Here is an 18,554-nt window from a genome sequence, read left to right as displayed (position 1 = left end):
CAAAGGAGGTTCTAATTTTAAAATTTCTCTTGTTTGAATTCATGAAGGACTTCAGTTGACCTTGTCCCTACTTCAATTAATGGAAGACATCACAACTTGTGTAAGACAAAACAAAAGGAGTGATCTTTTGGAACACTTTGCAGTTTTTCGTACACCTAAAACGATTCTATATGGAAGAGAGTCGCTTAAGCAAATTGGAGTGGAAGCTGCCATTCGCGGACAGAAAGCCCTTATTGTCAGTGATCAGGTTATGTTTGGTCTCGGTTATGTAACAGGATGTCAGGAAACCCTCAAGCAAGAGGGAGTCGAAAGTGAAGTTTATACAGGCGTTGAGTCTGAGCCCACGGACCATTATGTCACCGAGGCGTTAGTTCTTTTTAAAAATACAGACTGTGACTTAGTAATTTCACTTGGAGGCGGAAGCTGTATTGATACGGCCAAAGCGATTGCCGTTCTTGCAACAAATGGCGGGTACATAGGTGACTACCGGGCAAACCAGACGATCGCAGAGAAGGCGCCTATTCCACACCTTGCCATCCCAACGACCGCGGGAACCGGTTCAGAAGCAACCGACGTCACGGTCATTACGAATACAATGACAGATGTGAAAATGATGATCAAGCAGCCTGCCTTTATGCCAGATGTCGCCATCGTTGATCCATTGTTATCAGCTTCATCTCCACAGCATGTAACGGCTGCGACAGGAATTGATGCCCTTAGCCATGCGGTGGAAGCGTACCTTTCAAAACGGGCGCATCCGATGACAGATACGATCGCGTTATCCGCAATGAAGCTTATCATCGAAAATATTAAAAGCGCTTACAATGATGGTGATAACCTTGATGCCAGAGAATCAATGAGTTTAGGCGCTCTCCAGGCGGGAATGGCTTTTACAAATGCTTCCGTCTGTCTTGTTCATGGGATGTCTCGTCCGATCGGTGCTCTATTTCACGTCCCACATGGCTATTCCAATGCGATTCTACTGCCAGCCGTCCTGGAATATAGTAAAGGATCATGCACCGATCGGCTTGCGGATCTCGGACGACTTTTTCAGCCCCAAAGTACCTCATTATCAAATGATGAAGCAGCTGACATCGCAGTTGCCTCTGTCAAAAGCCTTTGCGCCTCATTAAACATTCCCAACTTGAAAACATGGGGGATCGATGAGTCCACCTACAACACCGCCATCAGTAAAATGGCAGCCGATGCTCTCGACAGCGGAAGCCCGGCTCATAACCCAAGACTTCCAACACAATCTGAATTAGAAGATCTCTACAAGATTTGTTATGACTACCAGTTTACCAGTGAGGCAAAAATCCACTAGAAAAAATCAACCAGCAACAGGAAGGGGAAATGATCATGGCAACGACAACAGCCAACGTCTTACCAAACTACATTAACGGAAAATGGGTAGAAGCGAAAACCGATCAGTACCAATCTGTACCAAACCCGGCTACAGGGGTAGAACTTGCACAGGTGCCGATTTCTACAAAGGAAGATCTTGATGAGGCGGTTAAAGTAGCGAAGGCCGCTTTCAAAACCTGGAGTAAAACCCCCGTCCCAAAACGTGCACGTATTCTATTTAAATACCAGCAGCTCTTAGTCGACAACTGGGACGAACTTGCGAGATTGCTAACGCAGGAGAACGGTAAAAGCTTCAAGGAAGCACAGGGAGAAGTCCAGCGAGGGATTGAATGCGTAGAGTTTGCAGCAGGTGCACCGTCATTAATGATGGGAAAACAACTCCCTGACATCGCAACAAATCTTGAATCCGGCATGTATCGCTATCCCGTCGGCGTTGTCGGCGGCATCACGCCATTCAACTTCCCGATGATGGTTCCGTGCTGGATGTTCCCACTCGCGATCGCAATGGGTAACACGTTCGTGTTAAAGCCATCTGAACGAACACCATTGCTCGCAAACCGCCTGGCCGAGCTGTTTAAAGAAGCGGGACTACCAGATGGCGTCCTAAATATCGTCCACGGCGCACACGATGTGGTAAACGGTCTTTTAGAGCATAAGGACGTCCCAGCCATCTCATTCGTCGGCTCACAACCCGTTGCAGAATACGTTTATAAAACCGGTGCAGCTAACGGCAAACGCGTTCAAGCACTCGCTGGCGCGAAAAACCATTCCATCGTCATGGCAGACGCTGATCTCGATGCAGCTGTAAAAGAAATCATCGCCGCCTCCTATGGCTCAGCAGGCGAGCGTTGCATGGCTTGCTCCGTTGTTGTAGCAGTAGATGACGTTGTCGAACCACTAATCCAAAAGCTAAACGAAAAAGCGGATGAAATCAAAATCGGAAACGGTCTTGATGATGATGTCTTCTTAGGTCCAGTCATTCGAAAAGAACATAAAGAAAGAACAGAGGGCTACATTAGAAAAGGTCAGGAAGAAGGCGCAACGCTCATCCGAGACGGTCGTAATGACGAAGCCTACAACGATGAAGGTTATTTCATCGGACCGACGATTTTTGATAATGTCAACAGTTCGATGCAAATCTGGAAGGACGAGATCTTCGCTCCGGTCCTTTCAATTGTACGAGTGAAGAATCTTGAAGAAGCAATTGAGCTAACGAATGAATCAGACTTCGGTAACGGAGCATGCCTGTTTACGCAGGATGGAAGCAATGTTCGCTACTTCAGAGAGAATATTGAAGTAGGGATGCTTGGTGTGAATATTGGCGTGCCTGCACCAATGGCGTTCTTCCCATTCTCTGGGTGGAAGAATTCGTTCTATGGTGACCTGCATGCGAATGGGTCGGATGGGGTTGAATTTTATACAAGAAGGAAGATGTTAACGGCCAGGTGGTAAAAATCAAACTAGAATTAACCTTCCGCGCACAACACAATTAATAGATTACATGCAAAAACACATGGTAGTTCATCCATGTGTTTTTGCAGTTAAATGTGGATTAGGCTTTGAGTTTTCCACGATTACAATAGAAACTGTAACGTAACTATCGATACAGATCATTCTTGACTATCAGCTGATCGAAAAATTGAAAAGGGGTGTTCCTTGATGACAAATAGTAGAATGAATCCTAAGGTTGATGAATATTTAAGTAAATCCAAAAAGTGGCGGGAAGAATTTGAGAAATTGAGAATGATCATTCTTGACTGTCAGCTGACCGAAGAATTGAAGTGGGGTGTTCCTTGTTACACGTTTCAGAAAAAAAACATAGTTTTAATACATGGATTTAAAGAGTACTGTGCGCTTCTGTTTTTCAAAGGTGTCTTGTTACATGATGCCCATGGTATTCTAATCCAACAAACGGAGAATGTACAGGCGGGGCGCCAGATTAGGTTCACCGATGTTCAAGAAATAGTCGCAATGGAAACCACATTGAAAGCCTATATTTATGAAGCCATTGAAGTTGAAAAAGCTGGTTTGGAAGTGAATTTTAAAAAGAATACAGAAATTCCTGAAGAACTGCAAAATAAATTCGATGAAATCCCTACCTTGAAAACTGCTTTTGAAGCATTGACGCCGGGACGGCAAAGAGCATACATTCTTTATTTTTCTAAAGCCAAACAATCCAAAACTCGAGAGTCAAGGGTTGAAAAATATATGCAGCAAATTCTCAATGGAAAGGGATTAAATGATTAGTATATTCGATTAGAGAATATACTAATACTAAGATATTACTCCACTTTGCGTTCATTCAAACTCCATTTTGGATCGCAGGTAACTCTCAATTAAATAATTTAAAATGGGAAAAAACAAAAAAGTGATTCGGAGAGTATAAAGAACCACCGTGTAGCATCTTACCTTCAAAAAACATAAGTATTTTAAAGAAAATCGAGCATTGAATTGCATCGCAATTCAATGCTCGATTTGTATATTCATTTCTATATTGTTTATCCCAAAAAGGACTTGCTTAACTTGATAAACCACATTAATTGGTGACTTTCACTTTATCATCCTTCGTTTCAGCCACTTCAATCCCGGTTGACTCCTGAAAATCATATAAGCTAGATGGAACATCTGTAAATCGCTCGATTTCATTATAAGCAGGAATTCCGTGGAAAGTCATATCAAGACCTTCTTCTTCTTCCTGCTCTGTTACACGAAGACCTACCGTTACTTTTGCAAGTTTCGCAATGGAAACACCTGCGAGGAGTCCCCAGAAGCTAATAACGAATGCCCCTAAGACCTGAACACCTAATAAGGAGAAACTACCAGTAGTTATCAATCCTTCAGTACTGTGAAATAATCCTACTGCAATGGTCCCAAATACACCATTAAATCCATGCACTGCAACGGCGCCAACAGGATCATCCACTTTTAGATTATCTATTAAGAGTGTAGCGTAAATGACCACGGCACCGCTAATCGCACCAATGATAATCGCACTTACAGGACTAACGAAAGCACAGCCAGCTGTAATGGAAACCAAACCAGATAAGACACCATTAATGATCATACTTGGATCTGTGATCCCGAACTTAACCATTGAAAGCAACATGGCAACGGATCCTCCAGCAGCACCAGCAAGCATCGTATTCAATGCGATCGATGCTAGTGATGCATCGGAAGCATCAAGGGTGCTTCCGGCATTAAAGGCAAACCAGCCGAACCATAGAATAAAAGCGCCTGAAGAGGCGAGGGGGATATTACTTGGCGCGAAGACATTTGCACTGCCATCGGAATTAAATCTACCCTTCCGTGGTCCCAGTATCCATGCCATCCCAAGCGCTGCAAATCCACCCATGGCATGAATAACGGACGAACCAGCAAAATCAAGCATTCCAAGCTTTGCTAACCAGCCATCACCGCTCCACACCCAATGACCGGAAAGAGGGTAGACGATCATCATAATAAGTGCAGCCGCCAGGATGTAGGCTTTAAAGTTCATTCGTTCTGCAACTGCACCAGAGATGATTGAAATACAAGCTATGGCAAACCCCATTTGGAAAAGGATATACGCCTCAACTGGTAGCTCAAGATCAAGAATAAGAGAATCGGGTGATCCAAAAAGACTCGTTCCAAGAATACCAAAGGAATCATTTCCGAACATAACGCCAAAGCCAATCATCCAGAAACAAAGAGCTCCGATTGTTAAATCAACAAATATTTTCATAGTAACGTTAACCGCATTCTTCGTCCGCACGAGCCCTGCTTCTAATAAACTAAATCCGCCTTCCATAAAAAGGACCATGGCAGCCGCAATCACAACCCATATTGTATTCAAATAGATTAGTTCCACTTTAATTTTCCTCCATTGAATTTTCTTCATGAATGTTCTCATCTGGTAAACCGGTTCGAATATTGTAGGCTTGAAGAACTGGATAAACATAAATTTTACCATCACCATCATCACCCGTTTGGGCTGCCTTAATGATCGTATCCATTGTCAGTTGAACCATATTATCTGATAGCGTAATTTCTAATTTGATTTTAGGATGGAGTGTCACCTTGTAATTTCTACCGCGATACGTGCCTTTTCCATCCTTTTGTTTCCCTCTTCCAACTACCTGATTCACTGTAAAACCAGTAATGCCGATTTCCTTTAATGCATTAATGGTATCTGTTAACTTCTCAGGTCGAATAATAGCGCCAATCATTTTCATTTTATCTAACCCTTCCAATTTGTTAGATTTTCTAACATGCGTTTATTCTTTAATGTGATTAAGTATAGCAAAATATTTAAACTAGTCAAATAATTTTAAAGTTTTTGTAGTGAGTTGTAGCTTCGAAATGATTTAAAATGCAAATCACCTTGACCCTGGTTCTTAAAAGCTTAGACATAGTAAAAAAATTATAAATTTATGGAAATGTAAACGTTTTCGTGGTAATGTAAAATGCAAGGATGGATATATATGCTGCGTCTAACCGTACCATTGGCTATGCATAGCAGCTTTAATTAATGAAAGGGGGAAGATTTATTGATTTTTGAGTAAACGTTTACTCAATAGAGCGGTATATTTTGAGTAAAACATCTCTTTTTAGAACCAACGATGCAAACTTAATGTTATGAAACCTTCGGATCATTACTGTACCTCAAGCCTCTGAATCGTTAAGTCTCAAATTCCTTGAGAAAGACTTGTAGTTTCTAATGATAAACGAATACAACTTAACCAAGCATAGGAGGAGTTCAATTGAGTAAGCGCTTACTTGAAAATAAGAATAGAAGAGGGAAAAACAGGGGCATTGTGAATAAACTTGGCTTCTGTTCTTTCTACCGTGGCCCTTACGTCGTTATTTGCAACAGCAGGTTCAGCTCAAGACAGTCAATTTACAAGGCAAGGATCAGGACCTATGTATTTCTCTACGTACGAACATCAGCATGATAAAAATACATATATGCTGGAAGACAGGTTTAAGGATAATATTGATTGGATGTCGGAGAATTTTCTTCCTTATGGCTATAACATGATTGCGACAGACGGATGGATTGAGGGAGCAACGCTATTGAATAAAAACGGCTACGTTGTGACTCATAATAATAACTGGATGTCCCGCCCTCTTAATATGGATGGCCAGGAGGAAGCACCTGATGGCTTGTTAATCAATGGTGATTTCGAGTTTGGGAATACCGACGGATGGCAAATAGAAACGGATGCATTCTTTGGTGTAGATGGGAATGATGCTTATGAAGGCTCAAAGCTTTATGTCTATCATCCTGAACCACATACTGCAGCAGTTAGCCAAACCGTTGAAGGCCTTGAAGATGGTAATTATACAGTAGAAGCTCGCGTGAAGTTTCCAAATGACGTCAACAATTACCTGGATGGTACAAGTACAGCTATTATGAAGCTAACAGACTATGCAAAAGAAACGGGACCAGAACAGGTTATTGAATTGAATGATGGATTAGCGAATGAATATGGCGAAGCGCGCTATGGGCTTTTTGAGCTTCAGGCAGAAGTCACAAATGGTCAGCTGACCGTTGAATTTAATATCGATGCTAAAGGAGAGCACAGCTCCTTCCAGTTAGACAATGTTCAACTCTATAAAACAGGAGAAAAACCACAGGATAGTGAGAATGAGGAATTCCAATACCCATCTGAAAAGTACCCGGATGGCCATACCTGGAAATTCTGGGGTGATTACATTAAAGAACAAGGCATGGATTTTGGAATCTATTACAACCCGCTTTGGGTAAGCCCAGAAGTGGTGAAGAATCCGGATAAATACATCGTGAAAGGTACGGAAAATAATCCGGATGGTCCTACCTATGTCGTGGATTTAATTGATCAGGGAGATCCAGATGATCCGACGGATGGAGATCGCTTTAATGGCGGTCAGGGTAATGAACGTTCCCTTTACTGGTTAGATGTTACTCATCCGGATGCTGAAAAATATGTAAAAGGGTATATTGATTTCTTTAAAGAGCAAGGGACAGACTTTTTACGTGTCGACTTTATCTCATGGTATGAAGATGGAATGGACCCGAATCTTGGGAAAGTAGGAGAACCACATGGCAGAGAGAATTACGAAACGCACTTAAAATGGATGTCTGAAGCAGCAAAAGAGAATGACATGTTTCTAAGTTTAGTCATGCCTCATCTCTATAATCATGGAGAGCTTGAACAAAAATATGGAGATATGATCCGAATTAATGAGGACGCGTTTGGGGGCGGCTGGGATCATATTAGTGGAAGACGCCAGGCGTGGCAAGAAGGCTGGTCGCAGTGGGCAAATTCATTCCAGGGTTTCACTGGATTCTCTGATATCAGCGGACGATCAAGCATGATTCTAGACGGGGATTTCCTTAAGCTGAATACTTTCGAAGGTAATCAAGCTGAAAAGGAGAAAAAGACGACGCTCTCACTCTATACCTTAGCAGGATCACCAATAGCCATTGCAGACCAGTATGACACCATTGGTGGTAATGGTAAGTATTATCAAAACACGGAACTGATTGAATTTAACAAAATGGGATTAGTCGGTAAACCAATTTATGAAAATGCTACACATTATGGTGAGTCAAATGCAAGTCGAGATAGCGAGCGTTGGGTAGGCCAGCTTCCTGATGGATCATGGGCAGTAGGTCTATTTAACAGAAATGATGAGACTCAGACGTTTGATTTTAATTTTAACGAAGAACTTGGAATAGATGAAGGACAGGTACGCGATCTATGGGCGCATGAAGACCTGGGTATTCAATCTGACTACTCTGTGACACTTGAAGCACATGATAGTGCGGTCTTGAGAGTTATACCATCAACTACTCATAACGTTTTTGAGGCAGAAGTTGCTTCTTATTCAAATGGTGTTCAGTTTTCAAAAGAAAAGGAAGGATATGCTGGGTTTGGTTATCTAGAAGGGTTGGATGAAGCAGAAGAAAGTGTGACATATGCAGTTAGCGTGCCATCGGCAGGTATCTATAACTTGAACCTAAACTATTCTTCTGAATCGGCTAGTGAAGCAACAGTGGGGATAAGAGAAGTGGATAGCGGTGTAAACACCTATACGGATCAAGTAGCATTAAAAGACACGAAAGGTAAATGGAAAGAAGCGGGTACAGATGTAGAACTTCAAGAAGGTACAAACCTTGTAACGGTCGATTATTCTTCTGGTAACTTTGACCTCGACTCGATTACGTTAGGAGATGCAGTGGATAAGAAAGCCTCTTTCGTCTACAACGGTCAATTCGAAAATGGATTTGATCACTGGAGCCGTAGTAATATGGTTAATCAGTCCATTGTTGATGGAGCAATCGAAATAGCTGGTAATGAATCATTCAATTCTGACCTCTGGCAGTATGCAGTTCCTGAACCAGGTACTTATACACTTACGGCAGATGTTAAGAGAGATGGCTCGTTCGAAGAAGCTTACTTGTATATTGAGAATGAGAAAAGCACTCGCAAAGTCGATATTCCAGAAACTAATGATCGAACGACCCTGAAGATTTCCAATATCGAAGTAGCTAAAGGAGATGTTTTAAAGATCGGCAACATCGCTAAAACCGAAACAGGTGGATCGCTGACTCTGGATAATGTCCAGCTTCAATCCGAATATCATAACCAATATTTCAATATAAACAAGAAAAATAAAAACAAACTGGAAATCACGCGCAAGCCAAATCAAAATACTGATGAGCAGCTTTCTTCTTATCAAATCCGAATTGAAGATCAACAGGAACCGAGAAAAGTTCATGCAGCGAACCGGAAATATAAAGAAGTGGCCAGTATGGATGAGCTGCATTCACGTCAAGAAACGTATTATTATGATGATGAAGCGCAGATCCTGTATCTAAACATTCCTGGCGCAAAAGAGAAGAAAGTGCAAATAAAGTTCTAGTCTGCTACCAGTAATTGAGCAGTTTAAATTCGAAGATGGAGTGTCAGCAAAAGTTAAACTTGCGCCGACACTCCATCTTCTTCATTTGTTCAGGATTTGAAAAACATGACGTTTTTCAAAAGTTTATTGTTGGTTATTGTTATTGTTGTTGTTATTACGGTTACCCATGTTCTTAACAGCTTTTGAAGTTTGATCCACAGCACTCATTGCAACATTTTCAGTTGTCTCCAATGCCTTATGAGTAGCATGGAAAGCAGCTCCAGCTGTTTGTTTCACGTTGTTTACAATTCCTCTTTGTTGATTCTGTTGATTTTGTTGGTTCTGTTGATTTTGTGGATTATTATTGTTGTTTGTCATATCCTCACCTCCTAAGCAGGAATAGGATATGTATTTTTCAGTATATTATCCTCATTAAAATCAGTAATCGAGCGGTTAGAAGAGAAAAGTGTCCGCAACAGTATGACTGCTGCGGACACTCTTTTTTGAAAATCTTTTTATTCAGTAGCATAGACAAACTCAATGTGTGGATAATTAGTTCAAGTGGTAACCGAAACAGGTATTACACTCGCTGGTGTTCCTCTTCGATCGCTTCTTTAAATACATCCATAAGGATTTTCATTCCTATTTCAAGTTTCTCCTCTGTTGAATGTGTGAAATTTAAGCGCATGGTATTGTGCTTGGGTTCAGACACATAAAACGGTGCACCAGGAACATAAGCTGCTCCTTTATTAACAGCAGTTGTCAGAAGGCCCGCTGTGTTAACCTCTTCCGGAAGACTAACCCAGAAGAACATGCCGCCTTTCGGTTCGATGTACGAAAGGCCAGGCATTTGAGCCTCATCCAATAATCGCTGCATGACCTTCATGCGATTGTAATAAGCCTTTCTAAGCTTTTGAATATGGCCATCAAGATCAAAGTCACAGCTTAAGTGATAGAGGGCATGCTGTGAAAGTGAATTAGAATGCAGATCAGCAGCCTGCTTTGCCTGTGCCATCATGCGGATAATCTGATGAGGCCCCTTAATCCAACCGGTTCTTAGTGCCGGGACCACTGTTTTTGAGAATGTACTCGTGTAAAGGACACGATCTCCGTTATCAAGAGCAGAAATCGGGGTATAGGTTTCTTCTTCATTAAACTTAATATCACCATAAGGGTCATCTTCAAAAATAATAACTTTCTTTTTTCTCGACGACTTTAATAGGTGCTGGCGCCGTTCAAGTGACCATACTTTACCTGCCGGATTTGAAAAGGTTGGTACAACGTAAACGCATTTCGGCATATACTTTTTCATTTTATAGTCAAGATCGTCCGGAACCATTCCATGCTCGTCCGATTCTACTGGGATAATCGTGACTTCATAAGATTTAAAAACCTGAACAGCCGCAAGATAGGTAGGGTTTTCGGTTAAGATAATATCCCCCGGGTTAAACATCACACGTGCAAACAAATCAATCGCTTGCTGTGAACCAGTTGTTAGCATCACATCATCCACTCTCGATGGGATCCCTTTTTGCTTCATTCGATCCACAATTACCTGGCGAAGGGGGATATACCCCTCAGTTGGACCGTATTGAAAGGCTTTTCCACCTGATTGAAAGGTTTTTGCAAAGGCTTTTTCCACCGCTTCCACCGGAAATAAATCATCGTCAGGCAGGCCGCCCGCAAATGAAATGACGTCCCCTTTATCCGTTATTTTTAGTAGATCACGAACAGCTGAAGATTGTAAATGTTGTACTCGCTTAGCAAACGCATACCTCATAAGATAAACCGCACCTCTATTTTTAAGATTTAAAATATTTCAATTATATCACTGTAAATGTAATTCTGGAAGTGGGACATATTATGAGAAGGTGAAACACTATACACCTGTTGGTCCATACATACTTACACGTTACTTTTCATTTCTTATTTAATACATAAAGGATAAATTTAAATTCGTCCTATATATATTTTCATCTTGAATATCCAAATTCTGCATATATACATATGTTTTAACACAAAATGGAGAGTAGAAAAAAACTTGAGGTGGTACTTATATGGCAATGAATGTGACTCAAAAACTGATTAAAGACCATTTACTTTCTGGTGAAATGATTCCCGGTAAAGAGATTGGTATCAAAATTGATCAAACCTTAACACAGGATGCGACAGGAACGATGGTTATGTTGGAGTTAGAAGCAATGGGATTGGATTATGCCAAAACAGAAGCATCTGCGCAATATGTGGATCATAATCTTATTCAGGTAGATAGCAAAAATCCTGATGATCATTTATTTTTACAAAGTGCAGCAAGACGTTTTGGTCTGCACTATAGCAAACCTGGCAACGGTGTTAGTCACCCTGTTCACATGCAGCGATTGGCAAGGCCCGGTAAGACATTACTTGGTTCGGATAGCCACACGTGTGCGAATGGCTGCATGGGCATGTTAGCAATGGGAGCAGGAGGTATTGATGTAGCCATGGCCATTGCAGGTGAACCATTTTACGTTAAGATGCCTAAAGTATGGGGGATCGAATTGATCGGTGAAATGCCCGAATGGGTAAGCGCAAAGGACATCATTTTTGAATTGCTTCGCCGTTACGATGTAAAAGGCGGCGTCGGACGGGTACTCGAATATTATGGACCTGGACTAAAGAATTTAAGTGCCATGGATCGTCATGTCATTGCCAATATGGGAGCAGAGCTTGGAGCAACAGGGACTGTCTTCCCATCTGATAAAGAAATCAAGCGATTTTTAAAGGAGCAAGACCGTGAAGGTGACTGGACCGAGCTACAAGCAGATAAGGGAGCAACTTATGACTTGAGTGATAAAATCAATCTCTCAGAATTAGAGCCCCTTATTGCTAAACCTTCAAGTCCAGGGAATGTGGTGTCAGTAAGAGAAGTTGCAGGTGAACCCATCTATCAGTCCTATGTTGGATCTTCAGCTAATCCAGGATTTCGTGATTTTGCAATCGCTTCTGAAATTGTAAAAGGGAAGCAAATAGCGGATGGTATTTCATTTGATATTAATCCAACATCACGTCAAATGTTAACTGATCTGGTTAACGAAGGTCATATTGCCAACTTGCTTCAGGCTGGCGGAAGGCTACATCAAGCAGGCTGCAATGGGTGTATCGGAATGGGGCAGGCTCCAGCATCTGGCAGAAACAGTTTACGCACAACCCCGCGTAACTTTCCGGGTCGTTCTGGTACACGGGAAGACAGTGTCTTTTTGTGCAGTCCTGAAACCGCTGCTGCTTCAGCATTAACAGGAACCATTACAGATCCGCGCACGCTTGATATGGATTATCCCAAAATTAAAGATCCGAAGAAGCCAACCATTGATCTCAATTTATTAGAAAATCCGTTACCACCTGAAGAGGCACGAAAGGTTGAATTATATAAAGGACCTAATATCGCATCGATTCCTGAAATGGATGAACTTCCAGATCAATTAGAAGTTCCTATTTTATTGAAAATGGGAGATAACATTTCAACCGATGAAATCCTTGCTGGAGGCGCTCGCGTCCTTCCTTATCGAAGCAACTTACCAGAAATTAGTAAATTCACATTCGAAATTATTGATGAGACCTACTACGAAAGAGGAATCGACTCCAGGGATCAAGGCGGCCATGCCATTATTGGTGGCTCTAACTATGGCCAGGGGTCAAGCCGTGAACATGCTGCGCTTGCACCACGATATCTGGGTTTACGCGTTGCGTTAGTGAAAGACTTTGCTCGAATTCACTGGCAAAACCTTGTTAACTTTGGCATATTACCCATTACGTTCGTAAATGAAGGAGATTACGATAACATCGTACAGGGTGATGTACTTGTGTTTGCTGATTTAAGGACAAAGATTCAGCAAGGCAACGAGTTCAGTATTCGTATAAAAGGAAAAGACCAGGAAATTAATGTCCGCCATACGTTATCAGAGAGACAAATTGAAATGGTGCTAAAAGGCGGGCTGATTAACTGGGTAAAAGATCGAAGCAAAAATCACGGATAACGAAAATATATATTGTAAAGGAGAGATCAAGGATGGTTGATCGAAGGAATGTTTGTAAAGCGTGTGAAGGAACAGGAATGCTAGCAGATGACGAGGAGTGGCAATACACATGTACGGTTTGTGGAGGGGATGGTCATGCATCGCGTGAACGTCCCGAGCATTCTAGTCTTATTAATGTAGATGAAAACAACCGAATATTAGACTGAACGGGATGATGATCTAATGATGGGGTTATATAAAGCGAGACAACATGAGGAGCTGTGTTTACGGGCTCGAAAGAAAGAGAGCTATCTTAAGTGAAAGTTCTCTTTTTTGTGGCTTTTATCGGGGTTTGGAGCTCCTCTTTGAAGGTTTCTCTAGTCATCAACTACTCCAGAAATAGCTTACCCGTAATAAGATAAGTTTCTTTTTATGGTTTAAGATGAATCCCTCTCTTATTAAAATTTAAGGCAGATAGGAAATTTTAAAATAAGTATCAAGGTAAGAAATGAACTTGGAATTACTGCCTTGATATGATGGTAGTGAAAGTTGGTGATCCTATGGAAAATAAAACAATCAGATTATATGAGGCGATTGGATTGTATGTTGCAGCAATACTAGATTACCGCCGGACTGATCATGAGTATTTCAGTTTACCCATTCTCCAGGTGGTCGTAAATGAAATAAATATTGACATTTAGGGAAAATAAAAGTAATATTATTCTAAATTTAATAGAAATTGCAATGATAGAATTAAGTAGTATAGATATCAATGGTATCAGAGAGTCGATGGATGCTGTGAATCGATGCACATATCTATATGAATTACTTTCTTGAGCTTCTATTACGAAATCTTTCGAGTTAGTAGGATTAGACGGTAAATCCGTTATCTTTTAGAGGGAAAGGTGAGTTAATCTCATTCTTTAACTTGGGTGGTAACGCGTGATAAAGGCACGTCCCATGATAGGGATGTGCCTTTTTGTATGTTTATAAGGGGGATTATAAATGAATTTTTTGGATCAATTAAGTGTAGAGCAATTAAATGAACTTCAAGATCAATATGAAGTCTTATCTTATGGAGTAGATTCCATCATCCCAACAGAGGAGTTTAAAGAAAAAATTGCTAAGTCTATAAAAGAAAAACAACCACTTAAGGTGAAATTGGGACTAGATCCAACAGCTCCAGACGTACATATTGGTCATACAGTTGTATTGAATAAGCTGAAACAATTTCAACAGTTCGGGCATACAATTCAACTGATTATTGGTGATTTTACAGGGGAAATTGGAGATCCAACTGGAAAGGCAACAGCAAGAAAAGCTCTGACAGATGAAGAAGTACGTTATAATGCAAAAACTTACTATGAACAATTTGGAAAGATAATAGATATGGACGCTGTTGAACTCTACTATAATTCTCAATGGTTATCCAAAGTAGATTTCACTGAAGTTCTTCAACTTGCAAGTAATGTTACTGTGGCTCGTATGCTAGAAAGGAATGACTTTCACAATCGATACCAAGCTAACAAACCTATCTACCTCCATGAGTTTTTCTACCCAGTAATGCAAGGGTATGATTCACATGTTTTAGAGTCAGATATTGAATTAGGCGGAACTGATCAGGAATCAATGTACTATTTGGTCGTCAAATACAGGAACAATTTGGACAAGAAAAACAAGTCGTTCTGCTTCTTCCTCTAATAGAGGGACTTGATGGAAAAGAAAAGATGTCAAAGTCTAAGAACAACTATATAGGAATTGATGAAATGCCGAACGATATTTTTGGTAAAACGATGTCTATTCCAGATGAGCTTCTCGTTAAATATTTTGAGTTGACTTCCAACCTCACTATTGATGAAGTTTCCCAAGTTAAAAGTCAACTTGAAAATGGAACTCTCCACCCAAAAGATGCAAAGACTCGATTAGCGTATTCTTTAGTAGAAATGCTATACGACAAAGAACAAGCTGAGCAAAGCAAAAGACATTTTTCTATTGTATTTGAGAACAAACAAATGCCTGATGAGCTACCAGAAGTGTTTTGGGATAGGGAATTAAACATCGGCATCTTGGATCTGGTGAAAGACCTTGATTTGTTACCCTCAAAAAGTGAAGTGAGAAAGATGGTGAAAAATGGAGGTATCCGAATAAACCAGGAAAAAATCACAAATCCATTGGAAACAATTCTTATAACTGAAGGTACGGTTGTGCAGGTAGGAAAAAGAAAATTTGTTAAGTTGAAATTAAAGAGTTAATAAGCCACGAGCAATCGTAATTGTCCATACTATCTTGATATCGAGTTTCAAGATAAGGGTGCAATAACTGAGGAGCGAAATTAAAGAGTATCAACAAATAATAGAAAAAGAGAACCCAAAAAGTGCTTACTTCAATTACTACTTATGTGTCAAATTTACTACATTGAGTGAAATAAAATCTATCGCTAGATCCGGAAAATAACTGTCCCTACCCAGGTGATCGAAAATTCGATCGCCTTTCTTATTGCAATCGTACCCGGTCAAAAGTCTTCCTAATGTGGAAAGAGGCCTAATACAGTGCGGTAATAAAGTTATTTGTGAGAATTGTGTTAGGTCAAAAGCCTATTGAGCCATTGTGAGTGTTTTGAAATAATTGGAGTGCAAAAGTGGAAGTTACTTGAATTCTAGCAGTTGGGAGCGGTTCTTAGTGGGCTTTCAACCAGTTGAGAAAAACCATGAAGAGAGGGTGGTGAAGTATGCAGGTGTTGAAAAAGAGCAGTCTTGCAGGCGTTTTATCAGTTGGATTGCTGGCGGGCTGTTCTCTAGAAACGACAAAGGAAATTGATGAGAATCAGGCAGTTGAAGATGTGAAATGGTCATATGAAGGAGAAACAGGTCCATCCAATTGGGATACGCTGCATCCTGAATTTGCAACATGTGGAAAGGGAGAGAAGCAGTCACCTATAAACATTGACGAATCAAATGTCGAGCTTAACGAGGAGCTAGAAGCTATCGGAATTAATTATCAATCCACTGATTTTTCTTTTGAGAACAACGGGCATACTGTCCAGCTTAACGATCAATCGAGAGACAACAGCATCGAATTGCAAGGGGAGGAATACACCCTGCAACAGCTACATTTTCATATTCCAAGTGAAAATACCATGAACGGTGACCATTTTGCGATGGAGGCACACCTTGTCCATGAAAATGAAGCTGGTGATCTAGCGGTGCTCGGCTTGCTGATAGAAGAAGGCGATGAAAATCCAATTTTAGCGGAGGTCTTCTCAAATATTCCTGCTCAAAATAACGATGAAGAGCTCTCGAGTAACATTAAACTCGATTCATTATTACCAGAAGAGAAGTCAACATTTCGATACAGCGGCTCGTTAACAACACCGCCATGTTCAGAAGGAGTCAGCTGGATTATTCTAGAAGAAGCAATCGAGTTGTCAGAGGAGCAGATTGAAGCATTCTCAGAACGCTTTCCTCATGGCAATGCCCGAGGAACACAACCATTAAATAGCAGAGAGGTATATGTTCCATAGGTTTAATATAACGCTAAATTTGACCTTCTGACTTCTGAGTTTTTACTTATTATAAACTACAGGACATCGGGAGAATAAGGGAGCTGAGAAAAATCAAAGTAGAGTATTTTATTGGAATTGTCCCGCCTAAAGAATATTTAGAACGAATAGAGCATTTTCAAAGAAGATGGTTTGACTATTTAGGTGTAGAACCCCATATCACTTTGAAAGCACAAGGGGGATTAACTCCAGATAAAAAGTGGATAAACAAAGTACAAAAAGTATGTCAGAATTTCAAACCTTTCCAAGTATCATTAGATAAACCAATGTATTTTGGAGATAACATTTTATATTTGAGCATTAAATCAAATGATTTACACGATTTACATAAAAAATTAGTTCGAGAAATTTCACCATCAGAGGATTTAATAAAGCAGTATTTTGAACATGATGCCTTTGTACCTCACTTAACATTGGGGAAAGAACAGTACGGTGGAAACATTTCTACTGGACTGTCAAAAATAGAACTTAAAGATATGGAAGAATTAGCAGATAAAGAATTGACACCTTATCCCGATTTTGAAGTGAATTTTATTAGAATTTATGAACTAAATAAGGAAAAGAAACGATATGAAAGATATTTAGATATTTGTTTAAGCAATTGATCTAACAAAACCGAGGTCTTTACTTAACATAAACAACAATCTATACGAAAACAGCCTTGAAAAAGAAGGTGGAGGGAATGAAGAAGTTTAGTAAGATGGGATTTGGGGATACAGATACGAGCCATACTGTGCAGTTATAAAAGCGATATCTGATGGCACTCTTAGTATAGATAAATTCAATAGCTATTATAGAGATAAAAACGAGGCAAAGCATATTTCTAAACAAAAGAATAAAACAAAGGCTGTAGACTATATGAAACAAAGGAAACTTTTCCAAAAACCTTAGATAAGATGAAAGTAAATAACAAAGGGGAGCTTATCTGCAATAAGATAGGCTCCCTTTTAATAAAAGATGGAGTTATTCGTCCCATTTTGAAATAATTGGTGTTATAGAATTGAGGCAGATTAATTGAAGAAGCATATGTCCTAAGAACTAAGAAAGGTGATTTGAAAATGACTAAATCAATTTACCTCGTATCTGGGCCTTGTGGAGTTGGTAAGTCTACTATTACCAAAACACTCGCACACGAGATGGAAGGGGTTGTTCTAATAGAAGGTGATGTCATTCATTCCATGTTTATTGGGCAAGAGCAACCACCGTGGGACGAACAATTAGAAATCGATTGGAAAAACATATTGTCATTAACCAAGAATTTTGTTGAAAACAATCTTAATGTCATAATAGATTATGTAGTGGAAACTGAATTAGAGTGGTTTTGTAAGCAACTATCTGGACTAAATGTTCATATCCATTATGTAGTGTTACGAGCAGATGAAGGGATACTTATTGAGCGACTAAATAAAAGAGGCGATCATAATTTAGTGGACCGCTCTTTACAATTATTGGAGGAGCTGGAGAGTAGAATGCCTAATAAGAAATATCTCTATGATACAACGAATAAGCAACCATCAGATATTGTCGTTGATTTGAGAGGTCGTTTTAAACAGTTTAGACTTTAAATTAACTAACACAGCGTTTATTTTAGGATTCTTGGTACAATGGGAACTAAGTACAACAAAAATTATTATAATTTATAAATAATTATAATGGAATATGATATGGTTATAAGTAAGATAGAAAAGGTGTGTCCCTGGGTCGTGCCTGGTTGTTGTGCCACTTGAGCAGGAGCGACCACATTATTTTCAAATATAGGTGATAAGGAAGGG

At 40.1% G+C, this 18,554-nt stretch carries 15 protein-coding genes and 1 other annotated feature; of the genes, 11 read left to right on the top strand and 4 right to left on the bottom strand.

Going from position 1 to position 18,554, the window contains the following annotated elements:
- Positions 1–127 precede the first annotated feature (127 nt).
- The 3 genes from ABFG93_RS05810 to ABFG93_RS05800 all read left to right on the top strand — a co-directional run bounded on the left by ABFG93_RS05810 (position 128) and on the right by ABFG93_RS05800 (position 3,612).
- Positions 128–1,324 carry an iron-containing alcohol dehydrogenase gene (locus ABFG93_RS05810; protein ID WP_347551411.1) on the top strand — a complete coding sequence of 399 codons (1,197 nt, stop codon included), beginning with the start codon at positions 128–130 and terminating at the stop codon, positions 1,322–1,324.
- 35 nt (positions 1,325–1,359) lie between these two features.
- The gene (locus tag ABFG93_RS05805) at positions 1,360–2,817 is read left to right on the top strand and encodes a CoA-acylating methylmalonate-semialdehyde dehydrogenase (protein WP_347551409.1); all 1,458 of its coding nucleotides are present in this window, start codon (positions 1,360–1,362) and stop codon (positions 2,815–2,817) included.
- 207 nt (positions 2,818–3,024) lie between these two features.
- Positions 3,025–3,612 carry a YdeI/OmpD-associated family protein gene (locus ABFG93_RS05800; protein ID WP_347551407.1) on the top strand — a complete coding sequence of 196 codons (588 nt, stop codon included), beginning with the start codon at positions 3,025–3,027 and terminating at the stop codon, positions 3,610–3,612.
- Positions 3,613–3,901: 289 nt separating this feature from the next.
- Here ABFG93_RS05800 and ABFG93_RS05795 read toward each other — a convergent pair whose 3' ends face one another.
- Entirely contained in the window at positions 3,902–5,212 is a 1,311-nt protein-coding gene (locus ABFG93_RS05795; protein ID WP_347551405.1) for an ammonium transporter, read from the bottom strand.
- Between the two features lies 1 nt (position 5,213).
- The gene (locus ABFG93_RS05790; RefSeq protein ID WP_347551404.1) at positions 5,214–5,576 is read right to left on the bottom strand and encodes a P-II family nitrogen regulator; all 363 of its coding nucleotides are present in this window, start codon (positions 5,574–5,576) and stop codon (positions 5,214–5,216) included.
- Positions 5,577–6,168: 592 nt separating this feature from the next.
- Here ABFG93_RS05790 and ABFG93_RS05785 point away from each other — a divergent pair.
- The gene (locus ABFG93_RS05785; RefSeq protein WP_347551403.1) at positions 6,169–9,252 is read left to right on the top strand and encodes a CBM35 domain-containing protein; all 3,084 of its coding nucleotides are present in this window, start codon (positions 6,169–6,171) and stop codon (positions 9,250–9,252) included.
- 123 nt (positions 9,253–9,375) lie between these two features.
- Here the strand turns inward: ABFG93_RS05785 and ABFG93_RS05780 are convergent, their stop codons facing one another.
- Both ABFG93_RS05780 and ABFG93_RS05775 read right to left on the bottom strand, forming a co-directional pair.
- Entirely contained in the window at positions 9,376–9,609 is a 234-nt protein-coding gene (locus tag ABFG93_RS05780; RefSeq protein ID WP_347551402.1) for a hypothetical protein, read from the bottom strand.
- Between the two features lie 202 nt (positions 9,610–9,811).
- Positions 9,812–11,011 carry a PLP-dependent aminotransferase family protein gene (locus ABFG93_RS05775; protein ID WP_347551400.1) on the bottom strand — a complete coding sequence of 400 codons (1,200 nt, stop codon included), beginning with the start codon at positions 11,009–11,011 and terminating at the stop codon, positions 9,812–9,814.
- Between the two features lie 277 nt (positions 11,012–11,288).
- Here ABFG93_RS05775 and ABFG93_RS05770 point away from each other — a divergent pair, with 277 nt between their 5' ends.
- The 7 genes from ABFG93_RS05770 to ABFG93_RS05740 all read left to right on the top strand — a co-directional run bounded on the left by ABFG93_RS05770 (position 11,289) and on the right by ABFG93_RS05740 (position 18,347).
- Entirely contained in the window at positions 11,289–13,244 is a 1,956-nt protein-coding gene (locus ABFG93_RS05770; protein WP_347551399.1) for an aconitate hydratase, read from the top strand.
- A gap of 32 nt (positions 13,245–13,276) precedes the next feature.
- Complete coding sequence (locus ABFG93_RS05765) at positions 13,277–13,450, top strand: hypothetical protein (protein WP_347551397.1); 174 nt, start codon at positions 13,277–13,279, stop codon at positions 13,448–13,450.
- Between the two features lie 508 nt (positions 13,451–13,958).
- Positions 13,959–14,187: a binding site (T-box leader), on the top strand.
- A gap of 41 nt (positions 14,188–14,228) precedes the next feature.
- Complete coding sequence (gene tyrS, locus ABFG93_RS05760) at positions 14,229–14,924, top strand: tyrosine--tRNA ligase (RefSeq protein ID WP_347551395.1); 696 nt, start codon at positions 14,229–14,231, stop codon at positions 14,922–14,924.
- Complete coding sequence (tyrS, locus tag ABFG93_RS05755; protein ID WP_347552769.1) at positions 14,849–15,475, top strand: tyrosine--tRNA ligase; 627 nt, start codon at positions 14,849–14,851, stop codon at positions 15,473–15,475. The genes tyrS (ABFG93_RS05760) and tyrS (ABFG93_RS05755) overlap by 76 nt, the downstream gene beginning before the upstream one ends.
- Positions 15,476–15,951: 476 nt before the next feature.
- Complete coding sequence (locus ABFG93_RS05750; RefSeq protein WP_347551393.1) at positions 15,952–16,743, top strand: carbonic anhydrase; 792 nt, start codon at positions 15,952–15,954, stop codon at positions 16,741–16,743.
- Positions 16,744–16,835: 92 nt separating this feature from the next.
- On the top strand, positions 16,836–17,387 hold the full coding sequence (locus ABFG93_RS05745; protein ID WP_431522077.1) for a 2'-5' RNA ligase family protein: 552 nt from the start codon (positions 16,836–16,838) through the stop codon (positions 17,385–17,387).
- A 453-nt stretch (positions 17,388–17,840) separates the two neighbouring features.
- Positions 17,841–18,347 carry an AAA family ATPase gene (locus ABFG93_RS05740; protein WP_347551392.1) on the top strand — a complete coding sequence of 169 codons (507 nt, stop codon included), beginning with the start codon at positions 17,841–17,843 and terminating at the stop codon, positions 18,345–18,347.
- Positions 18,348–18,554 lie beyond the last annotated feature (207 nt).

This window comes from Pseudalkalibacillus hwajinpoensis (genome assembly GCF_039851965.1).
GTDB classification, from domain to species: Bacteria; Bacillota; Bacilli; order Bacillales; family Guptibacillaceae; genus Guptibacillus; species Guptibacillus hwajinpoensis_E.
This window is presented reverse-complemented; position numbering and strand designations above follow the sequence as displayed.

What these genes read in the sequence shown, in the direction of transcription:
- ABFG93_RS05800 (WP_347551407.1), top strand. Translation starts at nt 3,025, where the DNA reads ATGACAAATAGTAGAATGAATCCTAAGGTTGATGAATATTTAAGTAAA.
- ABFG93_RS05775 (WP_347551400.1), bottom strand. Translation starts at nt 11,011, where the DNA reads ATGAGGTATGCGTTTGCTAAGCGAGTACAACATTTACAATCTTCAGCT.
- ABFG93_RS05765 (WP_347551397.1), top strand. Translation starts at nt 13,277, where the DNA reads ATGGTTGATCGAAGGAATGTTTGTAAAGCGTGTGAAGGAACAGGAATG.
- ABFG93_RS05750 (WP_347551393.1), top strand. Translation starts at nt 15,952, where the DNA reads ATGCAGGTGTTGAAAAAGAGCAGTCTTGCAGGCGTTTTATCAGTTGGA.
- ABFG93_RS05770 (WP_347551399.1), top strand. Translation starts at nt 11,289, where the DNA reads ATGGCAATGAATGTGACTCAAAAACTGATTAAAGACCATTTACTTTCT.
- tyrS (WP_347551395.1), top strand. Translation starts at nt 14,229, where the DNA reads ATGAATTTTTTGGATCAATTAAGTGTAGAGCAATTAAATGAACTTCAA.
- ABFG93_RS05805 (WP_347551409.1), top strand. Translation starts at nt 1,360, where the DNA reads ATGGCAACGACAACAGCCAACGTCTTACCAAACTACATTAACGGAAAA.
- ABFG93_RS05790 (WP_347551404.1), bottom strand. Translation starts at nt 5,576, where the DNA reads ATGAAAATGATTGGCGCTATTATTCGACCTGAGAAGTTAACAGATACC.
- ABFG93_RS05740 (WP_347551392.1), top strand. Translation starts at nt 17,841, where the DNA reads ATGACTAAATCAATTTACCTCGTATCTGGGCCTTGTGGAGTTGGTAAG.
- ABFG93_RS05780 (WP_347551402.1), bottom strand. Translation starts at nt 9,609, where the DNA reads ATGACAAACAACAATAATAATCCACAAAATCAACAGAACCAACAAAAT.